This is a genomic window from Dyadobacter frigoris, from assembly GCF_005280585.1.
Lineage (GTDB): Bacteria > Bacteroidota > Bacteroidia > Cytophagales > Spirosomataceae > Dyadobacter > Dyadobacter frigoris.
In genome coordinates, this window is the sequence record NZ_SZVO01000003.1 from 384,202 (window position 1) to 400,294 (window position 16,093).

The 16,093-nt window shown below is 39.7% G+C and carries 13 protein-coding genes and 2 tRNA genes; 9 read left to right on the forward strand and 6 right to left on the reverse strand.

The window, feature by feature from the left end; all coding sequences use genetic code 11:
• Positions 1–14 precede the first annotated feature (14 nt).
• Together FDK13_RS08720 and FDK13_RS08725 are read right to left on the reverse strand one after the other, a co-directional pair.
• Positions 15–88, reverse strand: a tRNA-Asp gene (locus FDK13_RS08720).
• A 25-nt stretch (positions 89–113) separates the two neighbouring features.
• Positions 114–190: transfer RNA gene (locus FDK13_RS08725), tRNA-Asp, on the reverse strand.
• A 159-nt stretch (positions 191–349) separates the two neighbouring features.
• Here FDK13_RS08725 and FDK13_RS08730 point away from each other — a divergent pair.
• The 4 genes from FDK13_RS08730 (at position 350) to radC (ending at position 4,765) form a co-directional block, all read left to right on the forward strand.
• On the forward strand, positions 350–1,450 hold the full coding sequence (locus tag FDK13_RS08730; RefSeq protein WP_137339589.1) for a Nif3-like dinuclear metal center hexameric protein: 1,101 nt from the start codon (positions 350–352) through the stop codon (positions 1,448–1,450).
• 107 nt (positions 1,451–1,557) lie between these two features.
• Positions 1,558–2,304: a zinc ribbon domain-containing protein gene (locus FDK13_RS08735; RefSeq protein WP_137339590.1), complete on the forward strand. Its 747-nt coding sequence runs from the start codon at positions 1,558–1,560 to the stop codon at positions 2,302–2,304.
• Positions 2,305–2,455: 151 nt separating this feature from the next.
• Complete coding sequence (locus FDK13_RS08740; RefSeq protein ID WP_229215970.1) at positions 2,456–3,991, forward strand: hypothetical protein; 1,536 nt, start codon at positions 2,456–2,458, stop codon at positions 3,989–3,991.
• A 69-nt stretch (positions 3,992–4,060) separates the two neighbouring features.
• Positions 4,061–4,765 (forward strand): RadC family protein, encoded by a 705-nt coding sequence (radC, locus tag FDK13_RS08745; RefSeq protein ID WP_137339591.1) that lies wholly within the window; start codon positions 4,061–4,063, stop codon positions 4,763–4,765.
• A gap of 1 nt (position 4,766) precedes the next feature.
• On the opposite strand, the gene FDK13_RS08750 is transcribed toward radC, so the two are convergent.
• The 4 genes from FDK13_RS08750 to FDK13_RS08765 form a co-directional block, all read right to left on the reverse strand.
• Entirely contained in the window at positions 4,767–5,576 is an 810-nt protein-coding gene (locus tag FDK13_RS08750; RefSeq protein ID WP_137339592.1) for a PdaC/RsiV family protein, read from the reverse strand.
• A 180-nt stretch (positions 5,577–5,756) separates the two neighbouring features.
• On the reverse strand, positions 5,757–6,491 hold the full coding sequence (locus FDK13_RS08755) for a LytR/AlgR family response regulator transcription factor (RefSeq protein ID WP_137339593.1): 735 nt from the start codon (positions 6,489–6,491) through the stop codon (positions 5,757–5,759).
• A gap of 84 nt (positions 6,492–6,575) precedes the next feature.
• A complete protein-coding gene (locus tag FDK13_RS08760; protein WP_137339594.1) occupies positions 6,576–7,649 on the reverse strand; it encodes a sensor histidine kinase in 1,074 nt (357 codons plus the stop codon).
• 103 nt (positions 7,650–7,752) lie between these two features.
• Positions 7,753–8,397: a histidine phosphatase family protein gene (locus tag FDK13_RS08765; RefSeq protein ID WP_137339595.1), complete on the reverse strand. Its 645-nt coding sequence runs from the start codon at positions 8,395–8,397 to the stop codon at positions 7,753–7,755.
• An 83-nt stretch (positions 8,398–8,480) separates the two neighbouring features.
• Between FDK13_RS08765 and FDK13_RS08770 the strand changes: the two genes are divergently transcribed.
• The 5 genes from FDK13_RS08770 (at position 8,481) to FDK13_RS08790 (ending at position 15,982) form a co-directional block, all read left to right on the forward strand.
• Entirely contained in the window at positions 8,481–8,906 is a 426-nt protein-coding gene (locus FDK13_RS08770; protein WP_137339711.1) for a hotdog fold thioesterase, read from the forward strand.
• Between the two features lie 59 nt (positions 8,907–8,965).
• Entirely contained in the window at positions 8,966–10,216 is a 1,251-nt protein-coding gene (locus tag FDK13_RS08775; protein WP_137339596.1) for a chorismate-binding protein, read from the forward strand.
• Positions 10,217–10,368: 152 nt separating this feature from the next.
• Entirely contained in the window at positions 10,369–11,478 is a 1,110-nt protein-coding gene (locus FDK13_RS08780) for an efflux RND transporter periplasmic adaptor subunit (RefSeq protein WP_137339597.1), read from the forward strand.
• Positions 11,479–11,514: 36 nt separating this feature from the next.
• Positions 11,515–14,610 carry an efflux RND transporter permease subunit gene (locus FDK13_RS08785; protein WP_137339598.1) on the forward strand — a complete coding sequence of 1,032 codons (3,096 nt, stop codon included), beginning with the start codon at positions 11,515–11,517 and terminating at the stop codon, positions 14,608–14,610.
• Between the two features lie 40 nt (positions 14,611–14,650).
• Positions 14,651–15,982, forward strand: a complete 1,332-nt coding sequence (locus FDK13_RS08790) for a TolC family protein (RefSeq protein WP_137339599.1) — start codon at positions 14,651–14,653, stop codon at positions 15,980–15,982.
• Positions 15,983–16,093 lie beyond the last annotated feature (111 nt).

Genomic DNA, 16,093 nt, shown 5'->3' on the forward strand with positions numbered 1-16,093 from the left:
GAGCACTTAATGTGCGGTCTGGACGGGACTCGAACCCGCGACCCCATGCGTGACAGGCATGTATTCTAACCAACTGAACTACCAAACCAATAGCTTCAATCCTTCAATAAACTTGGCGGTCTGGACGGGACTCGAACCCGCGACCCCATGCGTGACAGGCATGTATTCTAACCAACTGAACTACCAAACCAAGTTAACTTTCGCCCGTCGTTCCGGGTTATTGTGGTGCAAAACTAGTATTATTATTCTTGATTGCAATACGTTTGACAAATAAATCTTGTTTAATTTGCAAATAAAAATTCAAAAAAACAATTTCATTCTGGCTATCAAATAGTTGCACCTTAAAAAAATGAGACAAATAAAAGACGTTATTCATCAACTTGAAAAACTTGCTCCCCCCTCCTATCAGGAAAGTTACGATAATGCCGGATTACTCGTAGGATCTCCCCTTACCATCCTAACAGGGATTTTATTTTCGTTAGATACAACGGAAGAAGTAATCCAGGAAGCTATTGAAAAGAATTGCAACCTGATTGTAGCACATCATCCGATTGTTTTTAAAGGGTTAAAAAGATTAAACGGCAGCAATTATGTAGAAAGGACTGTCATCAAAGCAATCAAAAATGATATTGCTATTTATGCCATTCATACAAATCTCGACCACGTCGCTGAGGGTGTAAACTGGAAAATCGCAGAAAAACTTGGTCTGGGCGATGTAAAAATATTGTCTCCGAAAAAGCAGTTGCTCACAAAACTTACTTTTTTTGCTCCCGTTGAAAATACACTATCTATTCTGGATGCGATGTTTGCCGCAGGTGCAGGAGAAATTGGTCAGTATAAAAATTGCAGTTTCCGCACGGAAGGTACCGGCACTTTTCAACCCGGCCAATCCGCAAATCCGGCCATTGGAACGCGGGGAAATAAAGAAGAAATAACAGAAAATAGAATCGAAGTGATGTTTCCCAGTTACATGCAATCTTCAATTTTGAAAATCATGAAGGAGAATCATCCTTATGAAGAGGTTGCCTATTATCTTCAAAATCTGGAAAATGAGAACCAGGAAGTGGGTGCAGGTGCAGTTGGAGAACTTGCGGAAGCTCTGGAGCCGGAAAAATTTTTACAGTTGTTAAAAAACCAAATGCAGACGTCTCTTGTTAAACACACGGTACCATTAAATAAAAAAATTCAGCGGGTTGCTGTTTGTGGAGGTGCCGGAAGTTTTCTTTTATCAGATGCGATTAGAGCCAAAGCAGACGTTTTTGTTACTGCTGATTATAAATATCATGAATTTTTTGATGCCGATAACCGCATCATGATCTGTGATATCGGGCATTTTGAAAGCGAAGTATTTACGAAAGATTTATTATACAACTATTTATCAGGAATTTTTAGTAATTTCGCACTCTGTTTGTCAGACGTCAATACTAATCCGGTACGATATTTTGTTTAGAAATAAGTTTTTGAGCAAGTTAGCAACCAAAATAGTGAGAAGAAGAGATTCAGCCTTATAGTCCCACTCATATAATACGCATTGAAACAAGTCCATTAAAGACATACATGGAAAATACAATCGCACAAAAATTAGACGCTCTCCTGAAACTTCAGGAAATTGATTCAAGCCTGGACGAAATCAGAAAGACCCGTGGCGATCTTCCCGAAGAAGTTAGAGATCTGGAAGACGAAATTATCGGTTTTGAAACAAGAATAGGAAAATTCAAAAGCGAAATCGCTGCATTAAACGCAGAAATCGATAGCTTTAAAAATGCCCAGAAGGATGGCGAAAAGCTGATCAAGAAATATAAAGATCAGCAAATGAATGTTCGTAATAACCGCGAATATGACGCTATCACAAAGGAAATTGAATTGCAGGAACTTGATATGCAATTGGCTGATAAGAAAATCAACGAAGCCAAAGCACGCATCAGATTGATTGAAGACGATGCAAACCGTGCAGAGTCTACTTTGAATGAAAGAAATGAAGATTTGAAAGCCAAAAAAGGTGAACTTTCTTTGATCACAAGCGAAAGCGAATCAGAAGAAAAAACACTGTTGGCGGAACGTGAAAAGCATATTAAAAAAGTTGAGGAGCGTTTATTGAAATCGTATCAAAAAATACGTGACAATTCGATGAACGGCTTGGCAGTTGTGCACGTATCACGTGGAGCTTGCGGAGGCTGTTTCAGCATAGTACCTCCTCAAAGACAAGCAGATATCCGCGAACGTAAAAAACTTATCGTTTGCGAACATTGCGGAAGAATCCTTGCCGATGTTGAAAGTGTTGAACCAGTTCACCAACGCCGCTAGGTTTTAAAAATTATAATTTTAGAAGGTTGTCTTTTCACGGACAACCTTTTTTTGTGCTTTTTACTTAATAGATTTTGTATCAAATGATACAGGATAAATTTCTCTTCTTAAATTTGCAGAGCCAGCGCTAATTTTCTCCGAAAATAATCCAGTGAAAAAATATAAAATCATTAATAAGTTTAAATTGAAAGTTTCTGCTAATCTTTTTTTAATTATTGTCCTGTTTTTGAGTAGCTTACAAATCAAAGCCGCGAACTATAATGATGTTCGTTTTACTCCGAAATTACAAAAGGCCTATTTCGAAATTCAAAAATTACGAATTGAGCCTGCCCGGGAATTAATTGAAGAGGAGCGCAAAACTGATCCGGGCAACGCTTTCATTACTTATCTGGATAATTATGCAGATTTGCATTATCTGTTGATTTCAGAAGATAAAAATGCTTTTAAAGAATGGAGTAAAAAAGAAGATAGCCGGTTACTGGATCTGACTAAACTTTCAAATTCTTCCCCGTACAAACGTTTTTTTCAGGCCGAAATCAGAATGCATTGGGCCTTTATAAAAATGAAATTCGGAAATGAAGTAAGCGCTTCCTGGGATATCATCAAGGCTTATCATTTATTGCAGGATAACCTGAAAAAATTTCCAGCCTTCAATCCTACCTTAAAATCTCTGGGACTTTTACATGTACTTATCGGTTCTGTCCCGGACAATTATACCTGGGTAACCAAAGTTCTTGGTCTAAAAGGAAACATAAAACTGGGCATTGAGGAAATACAGTTTGTGGAAAGTGAAGAGCCTTTTTTCAAACAGGAAGCGCAACTTATTGATCTTCTTCTGCATGCTTACACCTTGCAGCTTAGCGATGCACAGAGAACTCTAATACAACAATTACCCAAAAGTCAGCCGGACAATTTACTGCTTCACTTTTTTGCAACGACAATTCTTATGAAAGAAGGACGAAGTGAGGATGCACTTTATTATCTGAATTATGCACCAAATGGTGAAGATTATTTACCATTTCCTTTCCTGGATTATCTACGTGGAGAAATTGCTTTGCAAAAAGGAAAATATGATATTGCCTTTTTCTTTTATTCTAAATTTCAACAGAAATACAAGGGCATTAACTTCATAAAAGACAGTAATTTAAAACTTTTTATGAGCCGCTGGCTGGCTGATCGTGATTCTGATGCGGTCCAGTATATCAAGCTGGCCGGCAGCAAGGGAAGTACCATTGTGGAAGGCGATAAATTTGCACAGCGTTTATCGGAAGAGTATGCGGACGGGAAAATATTACCTGATCAAAAAACCCTTTACAAAGCGCGTTATTCTACTGATGGCGGTTATTTGACAGAAGCTTGGGATTTTATTGATAATTACACTGAAAAATCATTTAATACGCCCGGCGACAAAGCTGAACTTAATTACCGGAAAGGAAGGATTCTTCAAAAAATGAATCAGATCGACCGCGCTATACCGTATTATGACCGGGCTATATTTCTTACACAAGGCACCTCATTAACTTTTGGGCCTTCTGCTGCCCTACAAATGGGTTATATTTCCAGGGACAAAAAGAATAATACATTGGCTATCAGCTATTTCAAAAAGGCCATATCTTATAAAAAGCATGAGTACAAAAACAGTATTGATAACAAAGCGAAAGCTGCGTTGACGGAATTGGGCGTATAAGTCGATTGTTCTGATTTTCTGCATGACCTAATATTATTTTTTTCGTCATAGGAATTAAAAAACTTTCCTATGTCAGAAGATAATCCCTATAATCCAAGTAAAATTCTTAGTTGGGCAGAAGAAGATCGCCCCCGCGAAAAATTGCTTTTGAAAGGAAAAGCAGCATTGTCCAATGCTGAATTAATTGCTATTCTGATAGGTTCCGGCACTGTGAAATTATCCGCGGTGGATGTCGCCAAAGGCATTATGAATGCGGTAAATAACAATATCAGCGAACTTGCCCGGCAAGGGATGAAGGATCTGATGAAAAATAAGGGAATCGGCGAAGCAAAAGCCGTTACAATCCTTGCCGCACTGGAACTAGGCCGCAGAAGAACGGATCATATTCCGAATAAACGTAGAATCATTAATGGATCTCAGGCGGTATATGATGAAATGAGGCAGCACCTGCTGGATAAATCACATGAAGAATTCTGGATAATAATGCTCAACCGGGCTAATGAAGTTATGAAATCCGTTGCTGTAAGTATTGGCGGGATTTCAGGAACAGTTTGTGATCCAAAAATGGTTTTTAAACATGCACTTGAACACATGGCAAGTTCTATTATACTAGTGCACAATCATCCATCAGGACAGCTTAAAGCCAGTGAGCTCGATCTAAATCTTACTCAACAATTGAAAGAATGTGGTATGTTACTAGACCTGCCGGTCTTAGATCACATTATTTTCACTGATAAAGGATACCTCAGTTTTGTAGATGAGAAAATTTTCTAGTCTAAAAAATCAAATCCTTTTTTACTATTCCGTCAAGTTCTTTATAAGGGATTGTAAATGTGATTGCTCCGCGTGCATAAGCCGCAATTTCGTATGGATTGTAATAGAAGTAAATTCCTTCTCTGGTAAAAGCATAATTTGCCGGTAGAAAAAATTTATGGTTTGTTAAAAAATATCCGGCATTTTCAAGGTTGGTAGTATCGGCCAGATTTTCCAATTTCCTGAAAGACTTTTCTACTTTTTTAAGCAAAGCAACAGAATCAGCAAGGAACGAAGAGGATTTCAATTCCTTTCCGGTTTGGGTATCAAAAACATAATAAGTCCGGAAACTATTGGGATGCGCACCACCTGTAAAAGCGTAATGGTCCATTTGATATTGAATGATTTTTGAAGAAATCATAATCGTGTCGCCTTTCAGATCTACTTCCCAGCAACCCGGTGCATCCGGAAATTGTGTTTTGAATTTTGTATAATTCGAAGCAAAAACGTCGTAAGCATTTTTGATACTTTTATCAGAACCCGGGTGAGCAGCGATACTTGCAGAATCTGCATAGTCGTTTATTCTGTCAATCAGTTTTTGATTTAGAAAAGCACGGATCGTACCAGAAACTGTATCTTGAGCGGCCGGTTCCCAAACATTAATCACCAGACTTACGCCACCAATCAGCGTAGTATCGCAATTCCCCAGCTCCAATTTATTAAATCCCCCTGCTTTACTTCCTGTTTTAACTTCTTCTTTTTTAGCAGAAGGAGAACATGCAAATAAGAAAATAAGGTTAGCTAATAATATCAGTTTCGAGAAAATATGCATGATGATTTTTGAGATTGATGAGTGCTTTTATTTCAACAATTCGGAGGTATAATAATTGTTCCCAGGTTTTCATTATCCGTCCGACGGTAAAAAAACCGTCGGGCGGAAGAAGGTCCGAAAATTCCTGAATTAGCTACCCGTCGGACGGCTTTTTCCGCCGTCCGACGGGTAATAAAATGTCTACAAACTCATCAATTCCTTAAACCGAATCGCCTGCCGACGGGAAATTTCAATTTTATCTCCACCCTGCAAAGTCACCAAAAGACCACCGCTAAACCAGGGCTCAATTTTTTCTATCCAATGAAGATTGATAATATGTTTACGATTAGCCCTGAAATAGGTACCCGGATCAAGCCGTTCTTCCAGATTGTTGAGCGACTTCAATACCAAAGGTTTCTGATCGTCAAAATGCAGACGAACGTAATTGCCCATAGATTCAAACAACCTCACTTTCCCTAATTTGACAAACCAGCATTTTTCACCGTCTTTTACAAAAACCTGATCGTTCTCACCAAGAATTTTTTCTACTCTTTCATGATTAGAAACAGGGATTTCGGTATGCGCCTGGTTTTCTTCAATTCTGTGAATTGTTTCTTTTAACCGTTCTGTATCAATCGGTTTCAACAAGTAATCAAGCGCATTAAATTCAAATGCCTTGATTGCGTATTCGTCATAAGCGGTTGTAAAAATCACCTCCGGACTTTTTCCTTCAATAGCAGATAAAAGCTCGAAACCGTTTTTACCAGGCATCTGTATATCAAGAAATAAAAGTTCAGGCTGTAATTCGTCGATCATTACCAACGCTTCTTCCGCATTGGCAGCTTCTCCTACAATTTCAATTTTGGTGTATGGTTCAAGTAATCTTTTCAGTTCATTTCTTGCTAGGCGCTCGTCGTCAACAATAAGAGTTCTCATGGCGGTTTTTGGGAATTGTTTATTAAATAAAAATCTTGAATCGTTACTTAAAATTGAATTTCGGTGACTTGCAAAGATAGCATTTTAGTCAACCTGCAAAAGCTGCATCTGATCAGAAAGCGTTGGTATGCGTACTTCTGAACAAACAATTCCCTCCTTTTCCTGAAAAATTCTAAATGAAGCACCCTTACCATATAAAATAGAAAGTCGTTCAGCAGTATTTTTTAATCCAACCCCACCAGAATCCATGTTTTCCAGATTACTTGAAGTACTAACCAGATTGCCGGTATTCCTTATTTGAATAATCAGAATATCCTCTTCAATATCGGATTTCACTTCCAGAAATCCGCCACCCATTAATTTGGAAACGCCATGTTTAATACCATTTTCCACCAAAGTTTGTAACATCATGGGCGGAACCTGCCAGTAAACAGCTTGTGGATTTGTTTCAATCGTATATTTAAGCCTTTCCTCATACCTGACTTTTTCAAGTTCCAGATAATCTTCAACTGTTTTTAACTCTTCCTGTAAATCAACCGTTTTCCTACGGTCTGCTAAAAGCGAATTTCGTAAGATATTGGATAACTGCGTAATACTGATCTGTGCTTTTGAAGGATCTTCATAAACCAGCGCACGAATACTGTTCAGTGCATTGAAGGTAAAATGCGGATTGAGTTGCGAACGTAAAACTTTTGCCTCGGCCTCGCGCATAGAAGTTTTGAGCATTATTTTCTCATAATCCGTCAACCTGTTTTGTTCAACATAATGATAAACCGTGTAGGAAAGTATCCAGGCAAGTAAATTTTTACACCAGCCGGCATAATAATTCCAGAAGACAAACGGCTGGTTCATCAGATTTTCCTCTAAAATTTTTCTATCAAGAGGAAGATTTACAACGGTCATAATCAGGCCCAAAAATAATACCGACGCGCCTACACGCAGTGCAAGCCTGGGTAATGGCAACGTAGACCAGTTCCAACGACGGATGACAAGTCTGTAAATATGCGTAAGCGTAATGCCCAGAAGAATATTGGCAAGGCTGCTGTATAAATTGGTAAGATCAAATCCGTATTCCAAAGTGTACAAAACGAACTCATACATAATGAGCACGGTCCAGCCCACGATTTGCAAGGTCCAGTAAATTTTCCTTTTGGACATGAGTTAAAGGTTACAGCTGATGACTAAGCCACAAAAGTATGGAACAGCCGTCAGCTTTCAGCCATAAATACATCAAAGGAATTGCCCCTACACAAACGGTTCTCTACAAGGTTTGAGGAATTTCCAATGAAAGCAGATGTGTCGTATCGTTTCTTACTTCCATTTCAAAAAGGCCGGTGTCATAAGAATAATTGATACGGTACAGACACAAATTGCTGTGCTCATAATCATCCATATGGATCAATGATTCCTTGAAAAGAACGGTTAACAATACGCGCATAGCACGGCCGTGCATGGCAATGAGAATATTTCTTTCGTGCGGACGGGATAGAAATGTTTCGATCACCGGAATCTGACGGTCACGAACCTGGATTGGGCTCTCACCTTCTTCTGCGGCGCGGTCAAAATCACCGGCTTTCCATGCTAGTACAAGATCACGGTAATAACTTGTATCACCGGTATTGGGCTCTTTGCCTTCACGAAGGCCCCAGGAAATCTCATTCAGGCCTGGATAACTCTCGTGCGGAATGCCTTGTTTTATGAAACCACGGACCGACTGGTGTGTTCGCTGTAAATCAGAAGTATATATTTTATCAAAAGGTACATGCTGGTAAGCATTAAAAAAAGCAGCGGCCTGAGCCTCTCCCCATTCGTTCAATTTAGAATCAACACCACTTCCCTGTACAACTCCTCTACGATTAAGATCAGTTTCACCGTGGCGAATGAGATATATAGACTTTCTTTTCAAAATAATTGTATTATTTAAATATTATTTTTGCAAATACCTTGTTTATGACTAATATAGCAGGTACAAATTTATACAATTTTTATATGTTCGCAACATCCATTTCTCTTGACGCCATTCATTCTTTTAGCAAAAACACAATTGCCGATCATATTGGTATTGAATTTCTGGAAATAGGAACAGATTATATTGTGGCCCGGATGCCTGTTGATCACCGTACGCATCAGCCTTTTGGGATTTTGCACGGCGGAGCATCAGTTGTTTTGGCTGAAACACTGGGAAGTATTGCTTCTTTTTTATGTTTGAAAGATCCAGACAATCAGCATGCTGTTGGGCTTGAAATAAATGCCAATCATCTTAGGCCGGCAAAGAACGGATTTGTTTACGGACGTGTTACACCTATACATGTTGGAAGGACGACGCATATCTGGGATATTAAAATCACCAATGAAGAAAATAAATTGGTTTGCGTAAGTCGCTTAACAGTCGCCATTGTCAGTGCGAACCGTTAATTTCAACAAAAGTAAGTTATGGATTCAGAGCGGGCTTAGGTCTGTTAAAGATTAAATAAATGATTTCGACTCAAATTAGAACGGCTCAGTCCATTTTAGAACGTTTTGAAGCAGAAGAACTTTGGAAAGCAGCAAAAGAACTGGGTTTTCCATGTGCCATGTGGAAACTTCCCTTTACCAGTAAAATAAAATTATTAATATCGATCAGAGAAGGAATCCGTAGTTGCCAGCCAGATATGGAAAAACTTTCTTCCGGCTTCATGATCAGTCCCTTTCTTTGGAATGAAAACGAAGATGTCCTTTATATGGAAGGAGATATTATCGCTGTTTATTCGGAAAGTGGCTTATTGGAACAACTTGATAATAAACTGGGGGAGGAACATCCGGAAGTTAAAAAGCTTGTTGATTCAGCTTCAAAAATTAAAGAAGAAGAAACCGGAGAATATACAGAAAACCTGCCTTTGCTAGTCGCAACGCTATCCGATCACGATACAAGAGCTAGGTTTGAAAGAACCGTCGAACTTGCCGTTTCTGCCATAAAGCAAAAACAGTTTCACAAAGTTGTTTTATCCCGCACAAAAGAGCTTTGCTATACTGAACACTTCCAACCCGCAAAAGCTTTTCAAAAATTGGCAAAAGTATATGCTCACGCTTTTGTTTCTCTGGTTAGTTTACCGGACCAGAAAGAATTGTGGCTTGGAGCCAGTCCGGAAGCTTTGGTGCAGCAAACAGCGGATGGCACGTTTAAAACAATGTCTCTGGCAGGTACTCAAAAAGCCAAAGATGAAAACGGAGATCTTCTGGCAAAATATGATATTCGCTGGGGACAAAAAGAAATTGAAGAACAGGCTTTGGTAAGCCGTTATATTATTGAATGCTTTAAAAAAATTCGATTAAGGGAATATTTGGAAACGGGTCCGAAAACCGTTTTAGCAGGAAACCTTTATCACCTTCGGAGCGATTTTGAAGTTGACACTAATGCGCTCAATTTTCCGGAACTTTCGTCTGTTATGCTTCGCCTGCTTCATCCGACTTCCGCGATCTGCGGAGTTCCCAAAATACCTAGTCTCAAATTTATTTCTGAAATTGAAGGGTACGATCGTTCTTTCTACAGCGGATTCCTGGGTCCTGTTCAGGTTGATGGTGATTCGAATTTATTCGTTAACCTGAGAACTGTCCGGCTAAAAGATGGTATTGCCACGTTTTATGCAGGTGCAGGTATTACAGAAGACTCAATTCCAGAACGTGAATGGGAAGAAACAGAGCTCAAATGTGATACACTTTTGAAAGTGATTGCAAAAGAATTTTAAAAAAATTACGCCCTTCTGTTAAACTTTTATAGTAGGAAACTATCCAAGCAGTATTACATTTACGTAACAATTTGTAAACTTCCACGGTTTCTGATTGTTACCTATTCCTAACAAGTTAATAATTTAAAAATTTCTTGAAATAGTACACCTCTATGAATCGCATTCTTCCAGGGCCTAATTTTTTATGTCGATCTAGTTTAAAAAAATCTTTTCTTTCTTCACTTTTCTTAGCCGTTTTCAGCACAGTATTTTTTTCGTGCGGAGAAAAAAAAGATACATTCAAAAAAAATGACGGCAAATCTGCCCCTACTACCGTCGATGTAATTATCGCGGCAAGAGAAAATGTAAGCGATAAAGTTGAGGTAAACGGCACGGTGGTTGCCAACGAATTTGCCGAATTACGTCCGGAAGTAAGCGGATTATTAATTTTCCTCGATGTTCCGGAAGGAAAAACTGTTCAAAAGGGAGTAGTAATAGCCAGAATAAATAGTGCAGATCTGGTAGCGCAAATGAACAAATCCAAAATTCTTTTGGATAATGCTTTACTAACAGAAGACCGGTTAAAGAAACTGATCGCTATTAATGGAGTAAATCAGGCAGATTACGATCTGGCTATCAATAATTCGAATTCGCTTAAAGCCGATATAGCCTATACTCAGGCTTTAATTGACAAAACAATTATTCGTGCACCATTTACGGGTGTTGTAGGTTTGCGTAAAGTAAGCGCCGGAACATACGTTTCGCCAACAACAATCATTGCAACGATGCAGCAATTGAATAATTTACGGATTGATTTTACCGTACCGGAAGTCTATCAGACTTTTGTTCAAAAGGGAAGCTCGGTTGATGTCATAATAGATCAGAAAGGAACTGTTCAAAAAGCCCGGATCATTGCTACTGAACCCAAAATTGACCAGTCTACAAGAAATATTACTGTAAGAGCCGTATTAAGTTCAGGAACGCCAAGCCCTGGCTCTTTTGCGAAAGTTCTCTTGAACGCCGGAGCACAAAAAAGCAGCATATTAATTCCTACCAACTGTATAATTCCGGAATCAAGGGATAAAAAAGTTGTTACGGTGAAGGGAGGAAAAGCTGTTTTTGTGAGTATTCAAACAGGTGTTCGCAAAGCCGATTTTGTGGAAGTTACGAGTGGTATCAACGTGGGAGATTCCATTGTTGTTTCCGGGGTATTGTTCGCCCGTCCCGATGCGCCTGTGAAAGTGAGAGCAGTAAAAACCCTGAATTCAACAATAGCCGAATAGCGGCATTTCGGTGCCCATTCTTTTGACAATCATCCTATGAATATTTCGGAATTATCGCTGAACCGGCCAGTACTAGCCGTGGTTATGAACCTGCTTATCATCCTCTTTGGAGTAGTAGGTTATAACTTTTTGTCTCTGAGGGATTATCCCGCCATTGACCCTCCCATTGTAAACGTCCGCACCAGCTATACAGGTGCCAATGCCGATATTATTGAAAGCCAGATCACGGAACCTCTTGAAAAAAGCATCAATGGGATTCCCGGAATTAAAAGTATAAGCTCATCGAGCCAGATTGGCGCCAGTAATATTACAGTTGAATTCAACCTTGAAATTGACCTGGAAGCTGCTGCCAATGATGTGCGTGACAAAGTAAGTCAGGCGCAAAGGAATTTACCACAAGATATAGATGCCCCTCCTGTTGTAGCCAAAGCAGATGCAAACAGTGATTTTATTCTGCTTTTGGCGGTACAAAGTCCATCCAAAGGTCTTCTGGAATTAAGTGAATATGCTGAAAACGTTTTGCAGCAAAGTCTTCAAACAATTGATGGTGTAAGCGCAATTAACATTTTTGGTCAGAAAAGATATGCCATGCGTATCTGGCTGAACCCTGATCAGATGAGCGCTTATAATGTTTCCTTCAATGATATTAACACAACGCTGAGTGCAGAAAATGTAGAACTTCCTGCCGGGAAAATTTACGGTAATGAAACCGAACTTACCATCCGTACGATGGGAAGGCTGACTTCTGAAAAAGAATTCAGCGATCTTATTATAAAAAACGACAGTACCGGAATTGTCCGGCTTAGCAATGTTGCCAAAGTTGAACTAGGTCCTGAAACCGAAGAACAAAGCTGGAAATACAATGGTGTTTACGCAGTAGGTTTGGCCGTAATTCCACAACCAGGAGCCAACTATGTTAAGATTTCAGAAGAATTCAATAAACGACTGGCCGAGATTGCCAAGTCAAATAAGTCAGATATTACCTTCAACGTTTTGATTGATAATACCCGTCTTGTTCGTCAGTCGGTGGAAGAAGTGGAAGAAACGCTGATCATTTCCTTCGGACTTGTGGTAATCGTAATTTTATTCTTCTTCCGGAATTTCCTGGTTGCCGTTCGTCCATTGATCGACATTCCGATTTCACTGGTAGCGACATTTTTTGTCATGTACCTTTTCGGCTTTTCTATTAATATTCTTACACTTTTAGGAATTGTTCTGGCAACGGGGCTTGTAGTGGATGATGGTATTGTAGTAACGGAGAATATTTTCCGAAAGCTGGAAGAAGGTCTCCCTATTCGAGAGGCAGCGCTTGAAGGTAGCAAGGAAATTTTCTTCGCTGTAATTTCAACTTCCCTGACGCTGGCCGTTGTGTTTTTGCCTGTAATTTTCCTTGAAGGTTTCGTAGGAAGTTTATTCCGGGAATTTGGTATCGTGGTAGCATCTGCTGTATTAATTTCTGCCTTTGTATCGCTTACAATCACACCGGTTCTAAACGTATTCCTGAATCGTAAAAACGCCGGACACGGTTGGTTTTATAATAAAACAGAGCCATTTTTCACAGGAATGGAAGATGGATACAACCGGATGCTTACTGGTTTCATTAAAGTGCGCTGGATGGCGTGGGTTTTGGTACTTGCCTGCGTTGGAATAATTTATTTTACGTATAAACATTTACCTAGTGAATTGGCCCCGATGGAAGACCGGAATAGCGTCCGTCTTAGTATGTCCGCTCCTGAGGGAACCAGTTATGATAAAATGCAGGGCATTGCGGATGAGGTTGTTAATTATCTGAATGATTCCATTCCTGAACGTGATTTCGTGTTTTCTTCCACTCCAGGTTTTGGCGGCGGCGGTGTTAATGCTGCTTCTGGTCGTATTGGATTAGTACCAGCCGGTGAAAGAAAAAGAAGCCAGAACGATATCGCGATGGCGATTAATAAAAAACTTCCGCAGTTTAATGATGCACGGATATTTGCAGTTCAGGAACAAACGATTGCTGTTGGTATTGGATCACGTGGTGCACTGCCCGTTCAATTTATTCTTCAAAATCTGGACTTTGCAAAATTGAGTGAAGTATTACCTAAATTTTTGGAAGAGGCACGTAAAGATCCTGTTTTCCAAAATGTTGACGTTAACTTAAAGTTCAACAAACCGGAAGTTCAACTAACAATAGATCGCTTGAAAGCGCGTGATTTGGGATTGTCTACAACAGATGTAGCTGCAACAATTCAGGCTGCATTTAGTGGAAGAAGATTGGCATATTTTATCCGAAACGGTCAACAATATCAGGTGATCGGACAGGTTGAAAGAGCCGATCGTGATAAACCTGCGGACATTGAAAAATTGTATGTGAGAAATAGCCGGGGACAAAACATTCCATTGACGTCTGTTGTTAAAATGGTAGAACAAAGTGGCCCACCGACTCTTTATCACTATAACCGATATAAAAGCGCCACGATTTCTGCTTCTCTCGTTGAAGGAAAAACCGTTGGAGATGGTGTTTTAGCAATGCGTACGATCGCAAATAAGTTACTGGATGAAACTTTCCAGACTTCATTAAGCGGACCTTCCCGGGATTATGAAGAAAGTTCTTCCAATACGAGTTTCGCATTCGGTTTGGCTTTATTGCTTGTTTATCTGGTGCTTGCCGGACAGTTTGAAAGTTTTACAGATCCTTTTATTATCATGATTACGGTACCTCTGGCTTTGGCAGGAGCACTTTTGAGTTTGTATATTTTTGGTTTGACCATTAATATTTTCTCTCAGATCGGTATGATCATGCTGATCGGGCTGGTTACAAAAAATGGTATCCTGATCGTTGAATTTGCGAACCAGAAACGGGAACATGGTATGAAGCGATTACCGGCCGTAATTGAATCAGCAACACAACGTTTACGCCCGATTTTAATGACGAGTCTTGCAACGGCATTTGGAGCTTTGCCAATTGCGTTAAGTCTTGGTGCGGCGGCTACAAGCCGTGTGCCACTGGGGGTTGTAATCGTAGGCGGCCTGACATTTTCTTTGATTTTAACATTGTTTGTAATTCCGGCGATTTACACATTTATATCTCCTAAACATAACAAACACAGAGAAGAACTGGCGGCTGTTGAAGAAGCTCCGGCTACTGTTTAAAACGAATTGTTTAATCATCATAAGTCAATATAGGTTTTGCATGAACCCGCTCAAAAATTTGAATAACAATTTTAAAATTGCAATTTTTCTTCTCCTGACCGGAAGCTCCGCCATGAGCCGTCAGGTTCCAGCTGACTCTTTGATCACACTGGATGATGCTATTGCAATCGCGCTCAAAAACAGTCTGGAAATTCAGATTGCAAAAAATGGTGTAGAAGCAAATACTATACTCAATAATTATGGGGTTGCCGGAGGAATGCCTACCATAACAGGTACTGCTTCCAATGTTGAACAAATCCAGAATATTACCCAGGAACTTCAAACCGGACCTGGTACCAAAAGACGTGGTGCGGATGGCAACAACACCAATGCAGGTATCACAGCAAGTCTTCTTTTATACAACGGAAGAAGAGTAGTGGCTACAAAAAAACGCCTGGCGGAATTACAAAATCAAAGCAGCGAAGTTTTAAATTCCCAGATCCAGAATACCATTGCTGCTGTTATGACAAGTTATTATGACGTTGTCCGTCAGCTGAGTTACATGAATACGGTACGGTTTTCTATCATCGCTTCTCAAAAACGTCTGGAAATTATTGAAGTAAGAAAAACGGCCGGTATGGCTAATAACGCTGACTTGTTTCAGGCTCAGATCGATTTAAATACGTTAAACCAGACTTTGACCAATCAGCAGCTGGCCGTTGATGTTTCCAAATCTGAATTATTAAGATTATTGACTCTGGATCCAAAATCTCCGGTTGCAATCCGGGATACGATCCTGGTGGATCAGACAATTAATATCGATAACGTTCTTGAAAAACTTGCGGTTAATGCAGACATAAAAGCGGCTGACAACCAGATCAGAATTTCTGAATTAATTATCCGGGAAACAGCTGCCTTACGCTATCCAACCGTTCGTCTTAACCTGGGATACAATTATACCCGGGCGCAAAGTTCAGCAGGTTTCACCCTTTTAAATAAGGTAACTGCTCCAAGTGCCGGTGTTACACTGAGCGTACCAATTTATAACGGCAGCGCCTTTAAACGCCAGCAACAGGTTGCAGAAATTAATTCTTCCTCAGCCAAAGTCCAGAAACAAGTACTGGTGCGTGATTATTCATCACAGGCCATGAAAATGTTCCAGACTTATAGAAGTTCTTTGGAACAATTAGAATCTCAAAAGGCAAATTACAAATTAAGCCAGCAGCTTCTTGACCTCACATTACAACGTTTCCAGTTAATTCAGGCGACTATTATTGATGTAAGAGAAGCCCAACGCAGTTTTGAAGAAGCGGGTTACCGTTTGATCAACCTGAATTACGCCGCAAAATCTTCGGAAATTGAATTGAAAAGATTGACAAATACATTGATGTAATTGTCGTTTTGCTTTCTTGCAAAATATTATTTCCAAACCACCTGAGCTAATTTTCGGGTGGTTTGATGCTTTAAAAAAAGAGGAAAAAAGGTTAGTCGATTAATAAAATAC

Coding starts and splice junctions, on each gene's coding strand:
- FDK13_RS08730 (WP_137339589.1), top strand. CDS start 350: ATGAGACAAATAAAAGACGTTATTCATCAACTTGAAAAACTTGCTCCC.
- FDK13_RS08735 (WP_137339590.1), top strand. CDS start 1,558: ATGGAAAATACAATCGCACAAAAATTAGACGCTCTCCTGAAACTTCAG.
- radC (WP_137339591.1), top strand. CDS start 4,061: ATGTCAGAAGATAATCCCTATAATCCAAGTAAAATTCTTAGTTGGGCA.
- FDK13_RS08750 (WP_137339592.1), bottom strand. CDS start 5,576: ATGCATATTTTCTCGAAACTGATATTATTAGCTAACCTTATTTTCTTA.
- FDK13_RS08755 (WP_137339593.1), bottom strand. CDS start 6,491: ATGAGAACTCTTATTGTTGACGACGAGCGCCTAGCAAGAAATGAACTG.
- FDK13_RS08760 (WP_137339594.1), bottom strand. CDS start 7,649: ATGTCCAAAAGGAAAATTTACTGGACCTTGCAAATCGTGGGCTGGACC.
- FDK13_RS08770 (WP_137339711.1), top strand. CDS start 8,481: ATGTTCGCAACATCCATTTCTCTTGACGCCATTCATTCTTTTAGCAAA.
- FDK13_RS08775 (WP_137339596.1), top strand. CDS start 8,966: ATGATTTCGACTCAAATTAGAACGGCTCAGTCCATTTTAGAACGTTTT.
- FDK13_RS08780 (WP_137339597.1), top strand. CDS start 10,369: ATGAATCGCATTCTTCCAGGGCCTAATTTTTTATGTCGATCTAGTTTA.
- FDK13_RS08785 (WP_137339598.1), top strand. CDS start 11,515: ATGAATATTTCGGAATTATCGCTGAACCGGCCAGTACTAGCCGTGGTT.
- FDK13_RS08790 (WP_137339599.1), top strand. CDS start 14,651: ATGAACCCGCTCAAAAATTTGAATAACAATTTTAAAATTGCAATTTTT.